Below are 18,889 nucleotides of genomic sequence, written 5' to 3'. Positions count from 1 at the left end.
TCAAAGTTAGAGGCAGAGCAATGGTTTAGATCGGGAGCTAGAGCCAAAAAATACCCAGTCATATTGACTGGGTATCATAATTAAGGCCTATCTGGAAGTGTGTTAAATCTCAAGTTAACGCTAACTGACCCGTTGTGATGATATCGCTTTCAACATCGCTTATTTCGTCAATGTAACTTTCAACAGCTTGTTCAACTAATTCAGTATCTTGAGTAAAGAACGCAAGATGGAATACGGCATCACCTTCATTGACTAATGGTAAGGTTTGTTGCCCGATAACAATGCCTTCTTTGGGGGCAATGATGCATGTTTCTGTATCACCAAGAGGCGAACTTATGTATGCCAGTACCTGATCTTTCGCTACTTTTTCACCCAAAGTAACAACTGTGCGTAACATGCCATCGCTATTCGCTCTGATCCAGTTTGTTGATTTCGCAATCACAGGCTCTGAGTATTTCTTCCGGCTTTCTCTTAACATGCCTGCTGCTTGCATAACTCGCTTTATACCAAGCAAACCTGCGCTGATAGATATAGGCTCAAATCGGAGCGCTTCGCCAGCCTCGTAAGTTAAAGTTGGAATACCAAGCCGCTCCGCTTCACTACGAAGCGAGCCATCGCGCAGTGCTGCATCGACAACAACGGGTGTATTAAACGCTTTAGCAAGCCTTAGCGTTTCTTCATTGTCCAAGTTCGCTCTAATTTGAGGTAAATTGGTTCTGTGTATGGCACCCGTGTGAAGATCCAAAATGATATCGCAGCGAGTCGCCACCTTACTAAAGAACGAATACGCCATTCTAGAAGCGAGCGACCCTTTTTCTGAACCCGGAAAACAGCGATTCAAGTCACGGCGATCAGGCAAATAGCGAGACTTATGAATAAACCCGAATACGTTCACAATAGGCACAGCGATTACCGTGCCTTTGAGTTTAGCGGGATCTATCGTCTTCGATAGCTGGCGCACCATTTCTACACCATTGAGCTCATCACCATGGATAGCAGCATTCACCATCATAACGGGACCCGCGTATTTACCATTGATCACCTCTATTTGAATCGAGAGCGGTGAATGGGTATACAGTTTCGCCGCTTCCAGTTCAAACGTGGATCGTTCACCTGGTTCCGTAATGTGATTGAGCAATTCAAAGCTCTGATTTCTTTTAGCCTTTGCCACGTGTCTTGGTTCCTTTAATTGCTGCATTTTTTTCAATGAAATCAATGATCATTCCAGCCACGTCTTTGCCTGTTGCTTTTTCAATGCCTTCAAGACCAGGAGACGAGTTAACTTCCATTACTAAAGGGCCACGCTCAGAGCGCAGCAAATCTACACCTGCAACATTTAAGCCCATCGCTTTAGCCGCTGCGACGGCTGTTTTACGTTCTTCAGGGGTGATCTTCACCAACGATGCCGTTCCCCCACGATGCAAGTTAGAGCGAAATTCACCTTCAGCGCCTTGACGCTTCATAGCCGCGATCACTTTGTCACCGATGACAAAGCAACGGATGTCTGCACCGCCAGCTTCCTTTACAAACTCTTGAACCATGATGTTGGCTTTCAGCCCCATAAAAGCTTCGATAACACTTTCCGCTGCTTTTTTGGTTTCTGCCAAAACCACACCAATACCTTGAGTTCCTTCAAGCAGTTTGATCACAACAGGCGCACCGCCCACCATGTCTAATAAATCTTTTACGTCATCGGGCTTGCTTGCAAAACCCGTTACAGGCATACCAATGCCTTTGCGAGAAAGCAGCTGCAGCGAGCGTAACTTGTCGCGTGAGCGAGTAATTGCCACTGACTCGTTTACAGGAAACACACCCATCATTTCGAATTGGCGCAACACTGCTGTACCGTAAAACGTTACAGATGCGCCTATTCTTGGGATAACAGCGTCGAACCCAGTCAGTTCCTCACCTTTAAAGTGCACTTCAGGCTTATCTGAGTTGATATTCATGTAACAACGCAGGGCATCAATAACCTTAACTTCATGACCACGCTCCTTTGCCGCCTCAATTAAACGGCGAGTAGAGTACAAAGACGCGTTACGAGAAAGGATGCCAATTTTCACTATTTTTTCTCCTCAAGTGGCACTAAAAATGATTCGGTTGGGTCAACAATGATTCGGTCTTGCATGGCAGTTCTGCCGAGCAACATTCTGAATCGCATGTTTTCTCTGTTTGTTAATGTAATTTCGATGGGCCATTGCTTCCCACCAAGTGAAAGTAGAGTTTCCACGACGTATCGTTTCTCTTCATGGCCGCCAGAATCCCGTACAATCCGTTCATCGATGACTTTGGCTTCACAAACCTGGCTAAGCTCCGTGTTGCCTTGCACTGGGTGCATCCAAAATCGTACCCAAAGCGTGCTGTTCTGAATGAACGTTTCCAACTTATATGCGTGCAAGCATGAAGTCCGCGCACCTGTGTCTATTTTCGCTTTGATACGATCTAGGCGAAGCTCAGGTAGGCTCAGCACTTCTCGCCACCCTACGATGATCTTCTTATTCATTTCGATTACTTAATGTAAGGGCTGGGAACAGCCATGAAGCGATGTACTTAGTCGGTAGACCTTTATAGTACGGCTAACTAATCTGAGTAGAGGAGAATGATTGTCCTCTTGGGTACTCAGTGGTGGCGAATGTAACAAGGAATATTCCACGCGTCATACAAACATTTTTGTCTTCAGGATTAAAAAAAATGATGGCTAACGGAAAGTCGATTTTGTTTCTATTACATTGAGCTCAGCAAGTTAGCTGATACATCAATCTTTAGTGGTCAGATGACAGCTTAATTAAGCCACTTAAGCATTGTCTAAAACACGATTCATGGTCTATATCTTTATTGGGTAGCTCAATTGCCCATAGTGTTTGCATGGATTATTTCAACGACTATTAACAGGCATAGGGCAGTTGCTACATCACCTTATTGATAAAACAACATCTGCGAAGCGCTCAACGGCAAGGCTAAGGATTCATTATGTTTAAGAACTTACCACTTACTTGGAAAATATCGCTGGGTACAGGTATCCCACTTGTGTTGCTGGTTTTTCTTTCTGTTGTTGCACTTAATAGTTCAAATAACCAAGATGAATCAGGTCATATGGTGGACCACACGCATAAAGTCATACAGCAAGCCATGAAAATTGAAGGGGCTGCGGTGGATATGGAAACCGGGATGCGAGGTTTTCTGCTTGCGGGTCAGGAAGCATTTTTAGAGCCCTATGTTAATGGACGAACTCGCTTCGGCAATTTAGTTTCTGAATTGCAACAAACCGTTAGTGACAACCCTGCGCAGGTTCAACGCCTTTCCGAGATACAAAGCAACATCAATGGGTGGATTTCCAATGTGACAGAACCGGCTATATCACTACGTCGGGATATTGGCAGTGCCAAAACGATGGATGACATGGCCGACTTGGTTGGAGAAGCGAGAGGCAAGGTATTTTTCGACAAGTTTAGAGAACAAATTGCTACCTTTATCAGCCGTGAAAATAAGTTGTTGCAGGCACGACAAGAATCGACACGAGAGGTTTCAGCCAATGCCTATCAAACCATTTCAGATTTAGAAACAAACAATTCATGGGTGAACCACACCCATGAGGTGATTCGACTTTCCTTAGACCTTACCGCTGCTGCCGTTGATATGGAAACAGGGATGCGCGGGTACTTGCTTGCAGGAAAAACTGAATTTTTAGAACCGTACAACAGTGGGAAAAGTCGCTTTTTCGACATCAGTAAAGCACTGAAAGAAAAGGTAAGCGATAACCCAATACAAGTTTCCAGAATCAGTGCTATTGAAAAAAACATCAGAAGCTGGAATGAGAATATCACAGAGCCCGCCATTGCAGATAGAAAGCGAGTGGTCTCTGGGGCGCTATCAATGGATTACATTGCCAATTTGGTCGGGCAAGCGCGAGGCAAGCAATATTTTGATAAATTCCGAGCGCAAATTGGCGAGATTATTGCCGAGGAAGAAAAGCTCATTATCGAAAGAAGCAAAGAATCAGCACAAAGTTTCGAAGGAATGAATACGGCGATTAATGAGTTGAATGAATCGGCTAAATGGGTAGAGCATACTCACACGGTTATAGAGCAAGCACTCGATATTCAAGCAGCAGCCGTGGATATGGAAACAGGTATGCGCGGCTATCTATTAGCCGGAAAGGTGGAATTCTTAGCACCCTATGAGCAGGGTTTTCAGAATTTCAACAAAGGCATAGATTTACAAAAGAAAACGGTGAGAGATAACCCGGCACAAGTTAAATTGCTTGAAGAAATCAGAACAACGATTTCAGAGTGGAGGTTGAATGTCACCGAGCCCGCAATTGCGCTTCGCTCTCGAATTGGTGATGCCAAAACAATGAATGACATTGCGAAGTTGGTTGGAGAGGCTCGCGGCAAAGTCTATTTTGATAAGTTTAGAGGGCAAATTGCTGAGTTTATTCAAATAGAAGAAAGTTTGATGATTCAAAGACAAGCAGCCGCAGAAACAGCGACAGCAAATACGACATACACAATTGTCATCGGTACGTTGGCAGCGGTGCTTATTGGTGGGGTCGTATCTTGGGTTGTGCTAAGAAACATTGTTCAACCTGTTGAGGAGGTCGCAAACGGGTTGCGTAAACTTGCAGGTGGGGATTTAACCGTGAATATTGCCGTGGACTCTCAAGATGAGTTGGGCAAAATGTCAGAAAACTTCAATCAAGCGGTTTCTAAAACCAAACAAGCCATGCAAGAAGTCCTTTCAACGACAAATCAAGTGGCTGAAGGGACGCATGAAATTGCGCAGACAAGTGAGCAAATGGCACGAGACCTCGACCTTCAAGCTGAACAAGTGGAACATATTTCAACGTCGATCGATGAAATGATGCAAAGCGTTGCCGAAGTCGCTAAGCAATCGACTGACGCAACAAGCAGCGCAAAAGAAGCTGGGGTTACCGCAAATTCAGGTGGTGATATTGTTCGAAATACCATACAGGGTATGAGCTCCATTAACGAAGCGGTAATGGCGTCTTCGAAAAGCGTGGCTGAATTGGGTAAACGCGGTTCCGAAATTGGCGATATTATTAACGTAATCAATGACATTGCCGAGCAAACCAACTTGCTTGCTTTGAATGCGGCTATCGAGGCGGCACGTGCAGGCGAAGCAGGGCGAGGTTTTGCTGTGGTTGCGGATGAAGTGAGAACGTTGGCTGATAGAACCACGACAGCGACGGAAGAAATTGCAGGCTCAATCGAAGCAATTCAAAGTGAAACTAAGCTAGCAGTTGACAGAATGAATGCTGGCACAAGCCATGTTGAAGAAGGGGTGGAACTGGCAGGTAAAGCAGGAACAAGCTTAGAAGATATTGTTGCAGGTGCCGAAGCGGTTGCCACGATGATAGACAGCATCGCGGCGGCGTCGGAAGAACAAGCCAATGCAAGTGCAGCAGTACGTGAAAGCGTTGAAACGGTTTCCGAAGTGTCTAAAAATGCCAACAGCCAAGCGAATCAAGCGGCGTCTTCGGCGAGAGATTTGTCTTCTCAAACTGATAAGCTGAAAACGCTGGTGGCACAGTTTAAAGTAGGTGCTTAATTTTAACGCATTTACGCTGAGTTAGTTTTTCGATTAAGTGTAGAAGAGCCAGACATTGTCTGGCTCTTCTACTTGTATTTTTTGGCTTTCGCACTCTTATGGCTATAGCTCTTTTGAGGCTGGCCCCTAGAAAAGTCCAAGCTGCGGCGCATTCATGCTTTCAAAGTCTAAACCAATAAATGGGAGAATAGCGTCTGCTACAGGTTTTAGCTGCTTGTCTATGTAGTGCTGATAGTCGATAGGGCTTTGTAAATACTCGTTTGGCTCAGGACCATTCAATGTAATGACGTATTCAATTCTACCTTTGTTTTGATATTGCAGTGGTCGACCAAGGGCAGCGTTTTTTTCATCGGCTAACCGTGCAGCTCGAACTTGAGGAGGAATGTTTTTTTGATAATCCGCCAGTTTTCGACGCAATCTTTTTTGGTAAACAAGTTGATGGTCGAACGATCCATTTTGAGTTTTTTCAACGTACTCACGAATGTAATCTTCCGGATCCTTGTCATGGAACACCATATCGTACAAGGTTTGCTGGAATTCTTGAGAAAGTGGCGTCCAGTCGGTTCTGGCACTTTCTAGACCTTTGAAGATGATTTTCTCGTCGAGCCCCTCACCAATCAAACCAGCATAACGTTTTTTGGATCCGGCTTCCGACCCCCGAATCGTGGGCATCAAGAATTTCCGATAATGCGTTTCGTATTCCAGTTCTAAATGAGAGGTTACACCGAATTCTGACGTGAGATGAGATGTCCACCATTCATTAATATGGTTAACGAGAGTATGCCCAATGACGTCGGCATCTTTTTGAGAGTGCGGTTTGTTTAAGGCTACAAATGTGGAGTCTGTGTCACCATAGATAACTTGGTAACCTTTTTCTTCAATTAGGGTACGAGTTTGCTTCATGATCTCATGACCGCGCATAGTGATAGAGGAAGCAAGACGTGTATCAAAAAAACGACAGCCAGAAGAACCGAGCACTCCGTAAAAGGAGTTCATAATAATTTTAATGGCTTGCGAGAATGCTTTCTCATTATTCTTTTTTGCTACGTCTCTTGCCGCCCATAGCTGTTCGATCATTTTAGGTAAAAAGTGTTTTTCACGATGAAACTGCCCACCGCGAAACCCTTCAACGGCGGAATCTTGAGTATTACCAATATCGAGTTTAAGCCCTTCAATTAATCCCAATGGGTCGATAAGAAAGCTACGAATAATGGAAGGGTATAGACTTTTGAAATCGAGAACGAGTACAGAGTCGTATAGTCCTGGAACCGAGTCCATGACATAACCGCCAGGGCTTGCGAGCCAATTCTCTGCCTGAAGGTTTGGGGCTGTATAGTTAGCACGATGAAGTCGAGGTAAGTATAAGTTGGTAAACGCTGCTACCGAACCGCCAACCCTATCTAGCTCGACACCCGTTAGTTTTGAGCGTTCTATAGCGAATTCGAGCAAATGGGTATGTTCAAAAATTCGATTAACCAGCTTACAGTCTTGCAAATTGTATTTGGCTAGCGACGGCTTATCTTCTCTAAACATTCTGTTGATTTCATCCATACGATCATGGACGTTATGAATGTCTTTCCCTTCTCCAAGCAATTCTTGTGATACGGACTCTAACGACCAAGAACGAAAGTGATACGTTGCCGTTTTTAGAGTGTCGATTCCATCGAGAACGACGCGACCGGGTATGCGGATGAAGCTTTGGTTTGTGGTATTCGATTGACGGAAATGTGCCGTTTGCCCACCGCGCCCGATTCTTAATGGGAGGTTGTGCCATTCACAACGTTTATGCAGTAATCGAAAATCAAAATCGATGACACTCCAACCAACAATGATGTCTGGATCAAATTGGGTAAACCATTCACACATAGCTTGCAGAAGCTGAAATTCATTTTCTACCCATTGAACCGCAGTGTCACAGGGTTCGGGCGTTCCAATCATGATTACACGGCTATCCATGACACTGTCCAATCCAACGGAATAGAGAATGCCTTTCTCGCTGCATTCTAGATCGAGCGATACTTGAGTCAGAGTAGGGTGATAGGTGCCGTTTTTACACTGAGCACTCAGGTATTGGTTGTGATCTCGCTTCGGTACTAATTTCCCTTGAAACTGAATACTACCTTGTATGAAGCGCTCCATGAGGTATCGGTCAGCAAGTCGTACATCCGATTCGTACGTAATCAGCTCATTACTAGCAAGAATTTGAGAAGCGGCATTGGCATTTTTGATAGAAGAAAAGTAAACGCCAGATGTGGGTATTTGGTCGAATGTTTTGAGTGGCAATGGCTTAATTTGATGTTCAATATGAGCATCGCTGATTAGGTCGGAGGCTAATATGCTCTGTTCAGTCTCAATAAAAAAGACAGGCTTCTGGTTGGGGATGACAACATGAACGGGACCAGTATCTGTATTTAGCCATAAATCGACTTGCGCCTTTCCAGACACATCACGTGCTTGTCTTGTTAAAACAAATCCATCTTGAACGGTCAAACTTTGTGCCTTTGTAAATGGGCTATACAGATACTGAAGAAGTATACCTGAGTCCACTAAAGGTGTGCTACCCATGAGATTTTGTCCGCGCGACAGGTAAGAGCATGGTTGCATTTATTTAGCAGACATAACATCTGTGCCATCTGGTTTTTGTAGTTTGGTTATAAATTAGAATTTTAATTTATGAGGTCTGCGTCGGATTATTTAATGGAATTTAAGACGTTAACTTGGTATTACTGAAACATCAATAAAGTGTTAATTCGCATTCTCTTCCATAGGTGACTAAAATTCCTACAACAAACGGTGGAATTTGATTCAAATGGAGGGCGACTTAACGCCTCTGATTATAAGTTATGACTAAAGTTTGCGTTAGGACGCATATTCGTTGTAATTTTTAAGCCAGAATTGCGATATGATGAGTTCATCTGATATTTATGTGATTGGTTCACTGGATGGTGAATTAAAAACATAGCTAGAACCAAAAAAATTAGTGTGGAGATACAAGTTTGATTAATGTTTTCCTTGTAGATGATCACGAGCTGGTTCGCACAGGGATACGACGTATTATTGAAGACGTCCGTGGTATGAACGTAGCAGGGGAAGCTGACAGCGGTGAAGAAGCCGTCAAGTGGTGCAGAAGTAACCATGCTGACGTTGTTTTAATGGATATGAACATGCCAGGCATTGGCGGTTTAGAAGCCACAAAGAAAGTGCTTCGATTTAACCCCGATGTAAAAATCATTGTACTAACAGTGCATACAGAGAACCCTTTCCCAACCAAAGTAATGCAGGCGGGAGCGGCAGGGTATCTGACAAAAGGAGCAGGACCAGACGAAATGGTGAACGCCATTCGAATGGTGCATTCTGGACAGCGTTATATTTCACCTGAAATAGCGCAACAAATGGCGTTAAGCCAGTTCTCTTCCGCATCTGAAAATCCTTTTAAAGACCTTTCGGAACGAGAGCTTCAAATCATGATGATGATTACTAAGGGGCAAAAAGTAACTGACATTTCAGAGCAATTAAGTCTGAGTCCTAAAACGGTGAACAGTTACCGATACCGTCTTTTCAGCAAGCTGGATATTAGCGGCGATGTTGAATTGACCCACTTAGCCATTCGTCACGGAATGATCGACACTGAGACGTTGTAGTGTCTCAGACGTTCGATTCCGGTTCCTTTCTTAATACCGTTACCAGTCAACCCGGCGTATACAGAATGTATAACGCCGAGTCGACGGTAATTTATGTCGGTAAAGCTAAAGATCTTAAGAAACGCCTCTCAAGTTATTTTCGCAAAAAAGTCGATAACGAAAAGACGCGTGCGCTAGTCAGCCACATTGACAAAATAGACGTCACGGTTACTCACACCGAGACAGAAGCGCTCATCTTAGAGCACAACTATATAAAACAGTATCTTCCCAAGTACAACGTACTGCTTAGGGATGATAAGTCCTACCCATACATCTTTTTGAGTGGTCATAAGCACCCTCGGATATCAATGCACAGAGGATCTAAAAAGCGTAAAGGCGAATATTTTGGTCCTTATCCAGATTCTGGTGCCGTTCGAGAAACATTACACCTGATCCAAAAGATTTTCCCCGTTAGGCAATGTGAAGACACGGTATACAGCAACCGAACAAGACCGTGCTTGATGTACCAAATCGGTCGTTGTGCTGCGCCTTGTGTATCAAGCATCATTTCCGACGAAGAATACGCAGAGATCGTCAATTACGTGCGTCTGTTCTTACATGGGAAAGATAAGCAGGTTGTCGAAACCCTTGTTTCCAAAATGGAAAAAGCCAGCATGGAACTGCGGTTTGAAGATGCCGCTTCACTTCGTGATCAAATTCAAGCTATACGGCGCGTGCAAGAGCAACAATTTGTGTCTGAAGATTCGATGGATGACTTAGATGTTCTTGGCTTTGCGCAAGAGAATGGCGTAGCTTGCATCCATATTCTCATGGTTCGCCAAGGTAAGGTGTTGGGAAGTCGTAGCCATTTTCCAAAAATTCCAAACAATACTGATAGGCATGAAGTCTTCCATAGCTTTTTGAGCCAATATTACTTAAGCCATAACGAGGCGAGAACCATCCCTTCACGGCTTATCTTAGAGCAAGACTTGTTTGAAGATGCAGAGCCTTTCCAAGACATACTTTCCGAGATTGCCGGTAGGAAAATCACGATTCAAACTAACCCTAAAGGGACGAGATCTCGTTACCTTAAGTTGGCGAATACCAATGCACTAACGGCAATTACGACCAAAATCAACCACAAGATGACCATTAACCAGCGCGTTAAAGCGCTGCAAGAACATCTCGGTATGGATTCTATTCAACGTATGGAGTGTTTTGATATCAGCCATACAATGGGGGAGAGTACCATTGCATCTTGTGTCGTATTTAACCGAGAAGGACCCGTGAAGCAAGAATACCGCCGTTATAACATTGAAGGGATTACTGGCGGAGATGACTACGCAGCAATGGGGCAAGTACTTGAGAGACGTTACTCAAAGCAATTGGATGTGGAAAAAATTCCCGATATTGTCTTTATTGATGGCGGTAAAGGGCAGCTTAATCGTGCTCACGAGATCATTTCACAACATTGGGGTGATTGGCCAAAGCGACCAAGACTCATTGGCATAGCAAAGGGGATAACGCGTAAACCAGGTTTAGAGACCATGATTACGACCGATGGTGATGAATTTAACATGGCGACAGATGAGCCAGCGCTACACCTTATTCAACACATACGAGACGAAAGCCACAACCATGCCATTGCTGGGCACAGAGCCAAGCGTGGAAAAACCAGAAGAACCAGTGCACTTGAAGGAATTGAAGGTGTTGGACCCAAACGACGCCAAGCATTACTCAAATACATGGGTGGATTACAGGAGCTTAAACGTGCAAGTGTTGAAGAAATAGCCAAAGTTCCCGGTATTAGCCTTTCTTTGGCAGAAAACATTCATCAAGCATTGAAACAATAACCGTTTTGACGCACCATTAAGCGCGCAATGTCTAAGAGCCTAAAAAATATATGCGTTTTACCATACCGAACATCCTTACCTTACTTCGATTAGTACTGATTCCTGTATTTGTCATTGTGTTTTATATCCCCGCATCGTGGGCTCCTTTTGCTGCGGCAATGGTGTTTTGGGTTGCTGGATTCACCGATTGGCTTGATGGCATGCTGGCACGTAAGCTAGGGCAAACTTCACGTTTTGGTGCGTTCTTAGATCCTGTTGCCGACAAAGTGATGGTGGCGACAGCACTCATTCTCATAACAGAACATTACGCTACGTGGTGGATTACTATTCCGGCCATTACCATGATTGCCCGAGAAATTATCATTTCAGCGCTACGCGAGTGGATGGCTGAGATAGGCAAACGTTCTAGTGTTGCTGTCTCTTGGGTAGGTAAAGTGAAAACGTTAGCGCAAATGTTTGCTCTATGGGTTCTTATTTGGCGCTATGACGACTGGATGGTATGGCTAGGCTACGCTGCTCTGTACTTCGCGACGATCCTAACCTATTGGTCAATGATGCAGTATTTAGTTGCGGCAAAAGATGACTTACTGGACGAGAAGCATCAATAGAGTTCAATTGAATTATTGGTGGTCGAAAGTCGGTCTCTAAAAAGATTCAAAAAAAGCGGATGATTAATCCGCTTTTTTAATTTGTGATACTGCAAACTGATTTCTTCCACTACGCTTGGCGTGATAGAGAGCCGTGTCGGCGTGATGTAACGAATCAGAAAGACTAACGTCTAATGCGCTGTGAAAAAAGTGTGCTACACCAATAGAGAGCGAAACACGATCAGCGCAGTAAGAATGTTTATTCGGTATTTTCAATTCAAACAAAGAGTGTTGTATGTTCTGGACCGTTTGAGTCACAGATGCTACGTTCTGATTCGGAATAACCACAACAAACTCATCGCCGCCATAGCGATAACATTTGGCATCTAACAGCTCAAAATTTCCCTTTATCAACTGTGTTAGCGCCACTAATACCTTATCTCCTTCCACATGCCCGTAGTAATCATTTAATTGTTTATAACAATCAATGTCGATCATTACGATGCTGTACTCAGCAACACTCTGTTTTTGCAGATCGAGATAATGGGCGTCAAGCGATTGGCGATTCCAAAGCCTTGTTAAGTGATCGGTTTGAGAAAGCAGTGTCAACTTCTTTCGGTTTATCTGGTTCTCAAGTGCAATGGAAAGGTAATTTGTTAGCTGGAGAAAAAGTTCATACTGATAAGTTTGATACGCATAACAATCACCAGCTTGGATGGTAAATATTGCGTTTACCTCACCACTTATTGTAATAGGGGCGAATAACAACGAGTTTTTGTTTCCGTGTTTTGCAGAGCTGCCTAACATGGCTACTTTTTTATCTATGGTCATGTCGTTGAAGTAGAGAGGGCACTTGTTTTTCCCGCAGTATTCGAAAAATGTTGCTTGCTCTGAGAAGTCGATGTAATGCGAGTCTTTTATTTCGCTGTCTTCATAGTAATGCTCAACAAAAATACGATTGCGTTTTGGTTGATAAAAACCGATGGCCAAAGTGCCGACTTTAAACAAGCCTTTTAAGTCTGCTACTAGTTGAAAGATAACATCTTTAAAATTGTCGCATGTGCTGAGGTATTGCCCGATTTTATTGATTAAACGAAGGTTCTTATTGATGTCTTGCGCTGATTCTAATGCCAGCCTGTCCATATTTAACTGGTATATCTGGCTTAAATAGTCACGCTCTCGTGTTATCGCCGACTCGCGAGATTTTTGAAGCGATGCAAACATCAATTGATAGTGCTGATCTCGCTCTTCGCCAGATGGCATCTGTTCAACTCGAGATAACAGGATATGATTGAATTTATCAATCAGCTTGTTGGCACCAATCTCTCGTGCTAATGAAAGCCCGTCTTCTAGATGATTGTCTAGCTCGTCCCAATTGGATTGTGCAAGTAAAAGCTCACAATAATCGAGCGTCATTTCTGATAAATAGTAATCGTTTTTGCATTGTTTAATGGCTTCTAATGCAAAGTCGAGCTGTTGCTTCGCCAATTCAATTTCTTTAATTGAGATGTAGTACTTTGCTTTTCTTTGATAGTAAAAGCTGAGATATCGAACATTTCCAGAAGCATGAGTTTCAATGATATCGAAAATGGATTTCGCTTCTTCGTATTGATTCAATTCGATATGAGATCCCGCTAAATTTATGTAGGAAATCAGTGAAAATTGGAACTCGTCCTCTTTCAGGCCTTTAATGGCCTCAGTAAAGTATTTAATCGCATTCTGGTGTTGCCCTACCGCAGCAAATAGATCGCCAATATTGTTTTTAACTAGAGATACTAGGCGCTTGTCACCGTACTTATGAATCCTCTCAGCCTTAGTTAGAAATTCGCTGGCATGAGAGTGATCGCCGAGTAACCCAAATATGGTCCCAATATTGAAGTAGGCAATAAGAAGAAGGTAATGCTGTTGGTGGGTTTGGCAAAGGGATACACAATCAAAGAATTCCTTTAGTGCGGGAATTAACTTACCGCCTCGATAAAGAGCGTAGGCACTAAAGAAAGATTGAAACTCTACAGGAATAGAATGACCGTACTTTTCTGATAACTCGCGAATTTTTTGCTGCCGTTCTATCACTTCTTCTGCTGAGGCAGAGGTGAAAACATTGCGTACACGTTGCAGAAGATCCGTTTGCCATTGCGAGTTATTCATTGACGGTCCCTATCATAATAAGGCGCAGATTATAGCACCTCGTACTTTTAAAAATATAAGATTGGTCGAAAAACTCACAATTAATACTTGGCTAATGAGCTGATTGATGAAATCGACATTGTTAACGGCGAAAAGGTTCTAAATTTCGGTGTTATCGATTGTTGGTACTCCGCAGCTTCACTGAGTAATCTATACCCGGTACAAAGCTTATCTCTTTGCCTTCTATACTGTGATGCAAAATGCCTGAGGAGTACTCTCGTAAGGTCAACAGAGCCTAGCCATGCGATGATTAAAATGATTGTTTTGCGTGTTTTGACTGGAAAATAGCCAAACGAATCAAAAAACTAAAAAATACAGTTGACGCTCTCGCGGGAATGCGTAGAATGCCTCCCCGTACTCAAGAGGAACTGATTCAAGTTCTTCGAATTGAGTTGAAGGCGTGTTGGCAGAGTGGCTATGCAGCGGATTGCAAATCCGTGGACCTCGGTTCGACTCCGGGACGCGCCTCCATTTGCGACACTAGCTCAGCTGGTAGAGCGCAACCTTGCCAAGGTTGAGGTCACGAGTTCGAACCTCGTGTGTCGCTCCAAATTTTTGTTTGATGATGTTTCATCAAATTAAAATGATATGGCTTTACTGCGATATCAAGATGGTGTCTCCATCACAATGAATATTGTGTGCCCTGGTGGTGGAATTGGTAGACACAAGGGATTTAAAATCCCTCGGCGTTCGCGCTGTGCCGGTTCAAGTCCGGCCCGGGGCACCATCTCTTGAATATTTGCGACACTAGCTTGGCTAGTAGAGCGTATCTTTTCCAAGGTTAAAGTCATTCTTATACCTTGAAGAACATACACCATGTGTATTGTTCCAAAGTTTTGAAACCTCGACAGAAATGTCGAGGTTTTTTTGTTTTGAACTATCCAAAAAATTAAACATCAGTACAACAAAAAAACCAAGCGACTGGCTTGGTTTCTTATATGTAGCACGCGGTATTCCAATCGAAGTATCGCTAATGTTTTAGCCCGAGTTACGCAGTGTTTTTCTGACCGAAATGGCGTTGGTACATGGCCATAAAATCTTCACGAATCAGTTGCTCAATTTCAAATGCACGATCTGTTGGGCAAAAAAGCATGAAATGAACAATTTGTTCGCCAGTATTCGCGCTAGATATGGAGATATGTGGCTCCGCACCGGGTAAATCGACGCCAGCATGACGTTCGATGACAACGTTGTATCGTTTAGCGACGTCTATAAAGTCTTCGCAGTGGTCATCAATTTTTGCCAATAGGCTAGGGAACATAGGGTAAAGATTGCGAAACTCGCCAACCACAATATTAAAACTGTGGTAAACATAGCGTTTCATGAAATTTAGGTTTTTCACGGGAACACTGAAAAACATGCTGTTTGGTAGTGTTGCCGTTTTTCCTGTGTAGTTATAGTTACCGTGGTGCAAATCGATTTCTTGAATCACCGTTGCCATTAAGTTGTGCTCAATCACTTCCCCGCAAAGGTTACCAACCTCAATCCAATCACCAATTCTAAATGAACGAGAGCTTGCCCTTTGAATCGATCCTGTGAAACACAGAATAATTTCTTTAGATGCGACAACAACTGCAACGGCAATTGCGGTAAGTGACAGTGCAAATTCACTGATTTCAGATTGCCATAATAAAAACAGCGTAATAATAATGACTGAAAAGGCACTGTTTTTAGTACGAGAAATCCATTTTCTTTGGTCCTCGGTGAGGAAGTTGACGTCACCTCGGATCAAAGAAATGATGATTCTTCTAACCAATACAATGAGCAGAATCAGCAGTGCACTAGATATGAGTTTATTTTCTGCAAGAAAGCCGACAGCTTGATTCAAGACTTCCATTAAATTTCTCCTGCTATGCGCCTTCTGTATGACTTCACTTCTTTTATACTCTGCCCAAACCTCAAACGAGGTTTGGGCAGAATTGTGATTATCACTTTTGCATTAAGAAAAAGAAGGTCGCGCTTTTATATTTTTATACGCAAGCATCACCCCATCTGGGATGTCTTGTTCGATCTGGTATCCCTTTTCAGGGTAAGTTTGCAAACGCTCAAAATCTCCGAGCATGGTTTCGATAACTAAATTGGAGGGTATCGTATCTGTAAAGTAGTCTGAAAACTTACCTCCAGACGATGTGACATTCACCTCTACGTATGGCAAGTTCCATTGTTTTTTGAACGTGGCGTATGCGCGCCTTTCCATGTAAGGCTTTTGAACCAATAAAACCCGGTCTGGGGAAAAATCAATTTCTCTAAACAAGTTAGCAGTAAAGACCACATTCTCACCTGAATTGGTCGCGTGTGTTTCTAGCAATATATGTTCGGAGGGAACGCCCATTTGCTTGGCGATTTCTGCAAAATGTTCCGCTTCACTTAGGTCAAACAAGCCTTCAGTTAGACGACCTTGTGCACCGGAAAACACCAATTTTGGAGCGATGCCTTTTAAATAGAGGCTAGCGGCGTATTCCGCCACTCTTTCATCATTGCTACACATACAAAATATGCAATCTGCATTTTCAATACGTTGGTGCATTTGCATGTAATACCAAACAGTTTCTATGTCTTGATATAACCGGGTTGCCATAAACTCTCCTATAGCGCGTCTAAAGTACTCGGATAGAGGTACTGATAGCCCAAAGAAATCAGTTTGTCCGTCACGATCATTTTACCGGGTTGGTCTACCACGGGTGGTAATGAAAGGACACTATCTGAACTCACGGATTCAATGGCTCGTTGATAGTATTCCGCTTTACTCACGGTTGACGGGCTGGTTGCGTTGACAACGGTATTTTGGAGATTGGTCACAGCGAAAGCGACGACGCCTACAGCATCATCCTGGTGCAGCATATTTGCGGGAGCAGAAGAACTGACCGATTTCAGCCTAGCGGCAAACCGGGATGGGTGTCTGTCTGCGCCAACTAACCCACTGCATCGAACCACAACGTAGTCCAAGCCAGAATCGATAATGACTTGCTCAGCTTTCAACATGATGACAGCTTTTTCAGAAAATGAATTATTTTCTAAAGCGATAGATAGTGACGCGCGTGTTTCATCCATTTTGCTCGCTTGTTCAGGGTAAACTGTCGTGGAGCTGACTTTTATTATTTTCTTAACACCGGCGTCGGTTGCGGCTTTAGCCATTGCTTGCCAGTAATTCAAATAATGCTGACCGTTTCCTTTGCGAAAACCAGGTGGAAATGCGCCTATCAAAACGTCAACGGCATGGCTTTTCAAGTGTTGGGTGAGCTGGTTAGCGCATTCCTGTTCATTTTCAGACAAACGGAACAGAAACGCTTCAATGCCTTCTTGTTTAAGTTGCTCACAACCCTCAAGGGTTGTTTTACTTGCAATAACCTCGTGACCGGCTTCTTTCAGCAATTTGGCTAGGGGAAGTCCTAGCCAGCCTGCGCCTACAATGGCGATTTTTCTCATGTTTAAGCACCTGCAGTGCTTAAAACGCGAAGGACTTTGTCGGCGTGTTCAGCCACTTCGATACCTTCATCCGTTAAATAGCCACCATCGGCTTGTGTACATAGACCTTTCTCAAACAATCGCTGGACCGCTCCTTGTACCGACTCTGATGCGTCTTGATGAACTTTAATGCCAGTGGCTGAGCTACTGATATCGAATTGAAGAAGAAGGTTCAATTCGTCGAGATGATCTTGTGTGTATTTCATGGAACTACCTCTTAGCGTTTAATCTGTTCTCACCTTAAAACGCTGTTTAGGCATGTACAACCACGGGAATAAAGATCTGTTAGGTTGAATCAAATTGGTCGCAATGTAGACACATTCTTTGTGCTTGTTTTGCTAGTCAGACAGTTTGTTCCGACTGAACTGATGCCTGAAAGCCTGTTAGCTATTCCTTGGTAGAGAAGCCGCTGAACCAAGCATCTTACGGCTACTTGAGTATATGGAAGAATCAGTATTGTTCAAATTTGGTAGGGTTAGCAACGAGCGAAAAGGAGAGCTCTCTGAGGAGCCCTTGACCTCTGGTGTTACCAAGGAAACGCCAGATTATAGATAGCAAATCAACTGCAGTTAGATTTTATATTGCTGTGGTTCTAGTACCAGACAATACTTTCCGGCGTCATGACGCCAGCAATTGTTTCTGTTGGGCTGCCAACAAAGCCTGTTGCAACCCCTTCTTCGGGATTAACGCGCAAAGCTGGTTTGACAATCGCTTTTACGGGCTCTTTAAGCCAATTTTTGTTATCAATAGAGGGCTCTGAGCCCAAATTACTTTTTACTGATGGTCTAGCCAGATGATTTTGAATTTCCATATGCCAAGTTCAATCCTTGTATCTTATACCCAAGTAACTTCCCGTTGAGCCAAACACATTGACGTCACTTGGGTATAAAACCATTTCAGTTTACTGCTATGGAATATGGCTCATACAGTTTTCACTTTAATGACAGTAGTAAAAAATCTGAATACCATGTTTTTTTATTACTGTTTTGTGATCTGGCAACGTATTCAAAATGTTATCCACATTTTCTGTGGATAACTCAGTTAACACTCGTTACCAGCGTATGATATTTCTATGATTTTGGTTTTCGAGAGCGTAAGTTCGTGCAAATAGGGTAAATGAATGCACTCTGCACGCGTAATGACCTTTAGGAAAGTCGTTGATGGAATCTGTATAGATTAAGATGTGGAATAAGTAAGTGAACAATCCTTAACTGTTGATTATAAATGATTTTTAATCTTTTTTAGATATCTGTAAATACCTTCGGATTTTGTTGTTTAATCTTTGTCTTGTTGCACTGAATCTTTATCAATCACCCTCTCAATTCCAAGTAGATTAGCCGATAGTTTTACACGTAAATTTGGTGGTGTAGAAATGACCAATACAATGAAGGTGTCTTGTTTTAACTGGGTTGGTGGGTTTTGGGCTTGTGGAAAACCTTCAAAAAAATACGTCGTAGCACGCATTTTTCCACAAGATTATCAATAAGAGTTAAGTGGCGTTTACATCATAAGGGCTCACAATTGATGCATAAACCTTCCTGTAAGATAAATCGACCTTAACTCCTTAAATCCCCAAACCTCCAAAAGAGAGCGGGCTTAGACGCTAGAA

At 43.2% G+C, this 18,889-nt stretch carries 15 protein-coding genes and 3 tRNA genes; 7 read left to right on the top strand and 11 right to left on the bottom strand.

Going from position 1 to position 18,889, the window contains the following annotated elements:
* Positions 1 to 109 precede the first annotated feature (109 nt).
* From VPNCDNU1_RS23230 to VPNCDNU1_RS23220, 3 genes are read right to left on the bottom strand one after another with little or no spacing between them, the layout of a single operon-like run.
* Positions 110 to 1,198, bottom strand: coding sequence for a succinylglutamate desuccinylase/aspartoacylase family protein (locus VPNCDNU1_RS23230; protein WP_104402551.1), 1,089 nt, complete (start codon positions 1,196 to 1,198; stop codon positions 110 to 112).
* Positions 1,158 to 2,063: a 30S ribosomal protein S6--L-glutamate ligase gene (gene rimK / locus VPNCDNU1_RS23225; RefSeq protein WP_104402550.1), complete on the bottom strand. Its 906-nt coding sequence runs from the start codon at positions 2,061 to 2,063 to the stop codon at positions 1,158 to 1,160. Before rimK ends, VPNCDNU1_RS23230 begins: the two co-directional genes overlap by 41 nt.
* On the bottom strand, positions 2,063 to 2,503 hold the full coding sequence (locus tag VPNCDNU1_RS23220) for an ATP-dependent zinc protease family protein (RefSeq protein WP_101111394.1): 441 nt from the start codon (positions 2,501 to 2,503) through the stop codon (positions 2,063 to 2,065). Before VPNCDNU1_RS23220 ends, rimK begins: the two co-directional genes overlap by 1 nt.
* 467 nt (positions 2,504 to 2,970) lie before the next feature.
* On the opposite strand from VPNCDNU1_RS23220, the gene VPNCDNU1_RS23215 reads away from it, so the two are divergent.
* Positions 2,971 to 5,568 (top strand): CHASE3 domain-containing protein, encoded by a 2,598-nt coding sequence (locus VPNCDNU1_RS23215; protein WP_145959481.1) that lies wholly within the window; start codon positions 2,971 to 2,973, stop codon positions 5,566 to 5,568.
* A gap of 126 nt (positions 5,569 to 5,694) precedes the next feature.
* Here VPNCDNU1_RS23215 and VPNCDNU1_RS23210 read toward each other — a convergent pair whose 3' ends face one another.
* Positions 5,695 to 8,058 (bottom strand): DNA polymerase II, encoded by a 2,364-nt coding sequence (locus VPNCDNU1_RS23210; protein ID WP_104402548.1) that lies wholly within the window; start codon positions 8,056 to 8,058, stop codon positions 5,695 to 5,697.
* 506 nt (positions 8,059 to 8,564) lie between these two features.
* On the opposite strand from VPNCDNU1_RS23210, the gene uvrY reads away from it, so the two are divergent.
* The 3 genes from uvrY to pgsA are packed head-to-tail and all read left to right on the top strand — an operon-like array spanning position 8,565 to position 11,649.
* Positions 8,565 to 9,209, top strand: coding sequence for a UvrY/SirA/GacA family response regulator transcription factor (uvrY, locus tag VPNCDNU1_RS23205; RefSeq protein ID WP_104402547.1), 645 nt, complete (start codon positions 8,565 to 8,567; stop codon positions 9,207 to 9,209).
* Complete coding sequence (uvrC, locus tag VPNCDNU1_RS23200; RefSeq protein ID WP_104402546.1) at positions 9,209 to 11,041, top strand: excinuclease ABC subunit UvrC; 1,833 nt, start codon at positions 9,209 to 9,211, stop codon at positions 11,039 to 11,041. Before uvrY ends, uvrC begins: the two co-directional genes overlap by 1 nt.
* 50 nt (positions 11,042 to 11,091) lie before the next feature.
* Positions 11,092 to 11,649, top strand: coding sequence for a CDP-diacylglycerol--glycerol-3-phosphate 3-phosphatidyltransferase (pgsA, locus tag VPNCDNU1_RS23195; protein WP_104402545.1), 558 nt, complete (start codon positions 11,092 to 11,094; stop codon positions 11,647 to 11,649).
* A gap of 63 nt (positions 11,650 to 11,712) precedes the next feature.
* On the opposite strand, the gene VPNCDNU1_RS23190 is transcribed toward pgsA, so the two are convergent.
* Positions 11,713 to 13,776 carry a GGDEF domain-containing protein gene (locus VPNCDNU1_RS23190; protein ID WP_104402544.1) on the bottom strand — a complete coding sequence of 688 codons (2,064 nt, stop codon included), beginning with the start codon at positions 13,774 to 13,776 and terminating at the stop codon, positions 11,713 to 11,715.
* 436 nt (positions 13,777 to 14,212) lie between these two features.
* On the opposite strand from VPNCDNU1_RS23190, the gene VPNCDNU1_RS23185 reads away from it, so the two are divergent.
* From VPNCDNU1_RS23185 to VPNCDNU1_RS23175, 3 genes are all read left to right on the top strand, one after another.
* A tRNA-Cys gene (locus VPNCDNU1_RS23185) sits at positions 14,213 to 14,286 on the top strand.
* Positions 14,287 to 14,289: 3 nt separating this feature from the next.
* A tRNA-Gly gene (locus VPNCDNU1_RS23180) sits at positions 14,290 to 14,365 on the top strand.
* A gap of 90 nt (positions 14,366 to 14,455) precedes the next feature.
* Positions 14,456 to 14,542: transfer RNA gene (locus VPNCDNU1_RS23175), tRNA-Leu, on the top strand.
* A gap of 261 nt (positions 14,543 to 14,803) precedes the next feature.
* Here VPNCDNU1_RS23175 and VPNCDNU1_RS23170 read toward each other — a convergent pair.
* From VPNCDNU1_RS23170 to VPNCDNU1_RS23145, 6 genes are all read right to left on the bottom strand, one after another.
* Entirely contained in the window at positions 14,804 to 15,652 is an 849-nt protein-coding gene (locus VPNCDNU1_RS23170) for a mechanosensitive ion channel family protein (protein ID WP_104402543.1), read from the bottom strand.
* Between the two features lie 102 nt (positions 15,653 to 15,754).
* On the bottom strand, positions 15,755 to 16,393 hold the full coding sequence (locus VPNCDNU1_RS23165; RefSeq protein WP_104402542.1) for a YdcF family protein: 639 nt from the start codon (positions 16,391 to 16,393) through the stop codon (positions 15,755 to 15,757).
* Positions 16,394 to 16,401: 8 nt separating this feature from the next.
* The gene (locus tag VPNCDNU1_RS23160; RefSeq protein ID WP_104402541.1) at positions 16,402 to 17,241 is read right to left on the bottom strand and encodes an NAD(P)H-binding protein; all 840 of its coding nucleotides are present in this window, start codon (positions 17,239 to 17,241) and stop codon (positions 16,402 to 16,404) included.
* A 2-nt stretch (positions 17,242 to 17,243) separates the two neighbouring features.
* Positions 17,244 to 17,486, bottom strand: coding sequence for a TIGR02647 family protein (locus VPNCDNU1_RS23155; protein WP_104402540.1), 243 nt, complete (start codon positions 17,484 to 17,486; stop codon positions 17,244 to 17,246).
* A 386-nt stretch (positions 17,487 to 17,872) separates the two neighbouring features.
* Positions 17,873 to 18,091, bottom strand: coding sequence for a hypothetical protein (locus VPNCDNU1_RS23150; protein ID WP_104402539.1), 219 nt, complete (start codon positions 18,089 to 18,091; stop codon positions 17,873 to 17,875).
* 464 nt (positions 18,092 to 18,555) lie between these two features.
* Complete coding sequence (locus VPNCDNU1_RS23145; protein WP_104402538.1) at positions 18,556 to 18,744, bottom strand: hypothetical protein; 189 nt, start codon at positions 18,742 to 18,744, stop codon at positions 18,556 to 18,558.
* Positions 18,745 to 18,889 lie beyond the last annotated feature (145 nt).

Source organism: Vibrio penaeicida (genome assembly GCF_002933855.1).
Taxonomy (GTDB): domain Bacteria; phylum Pseudomonadota; class Gammaproteobacteria; order Enterobacterales; family Vibrionaceae; genus Vibrio; species Vibrio penaeicida_A.
This window is presented reverse-complemented; position numbering and strand designations above follow the sequence as displayed.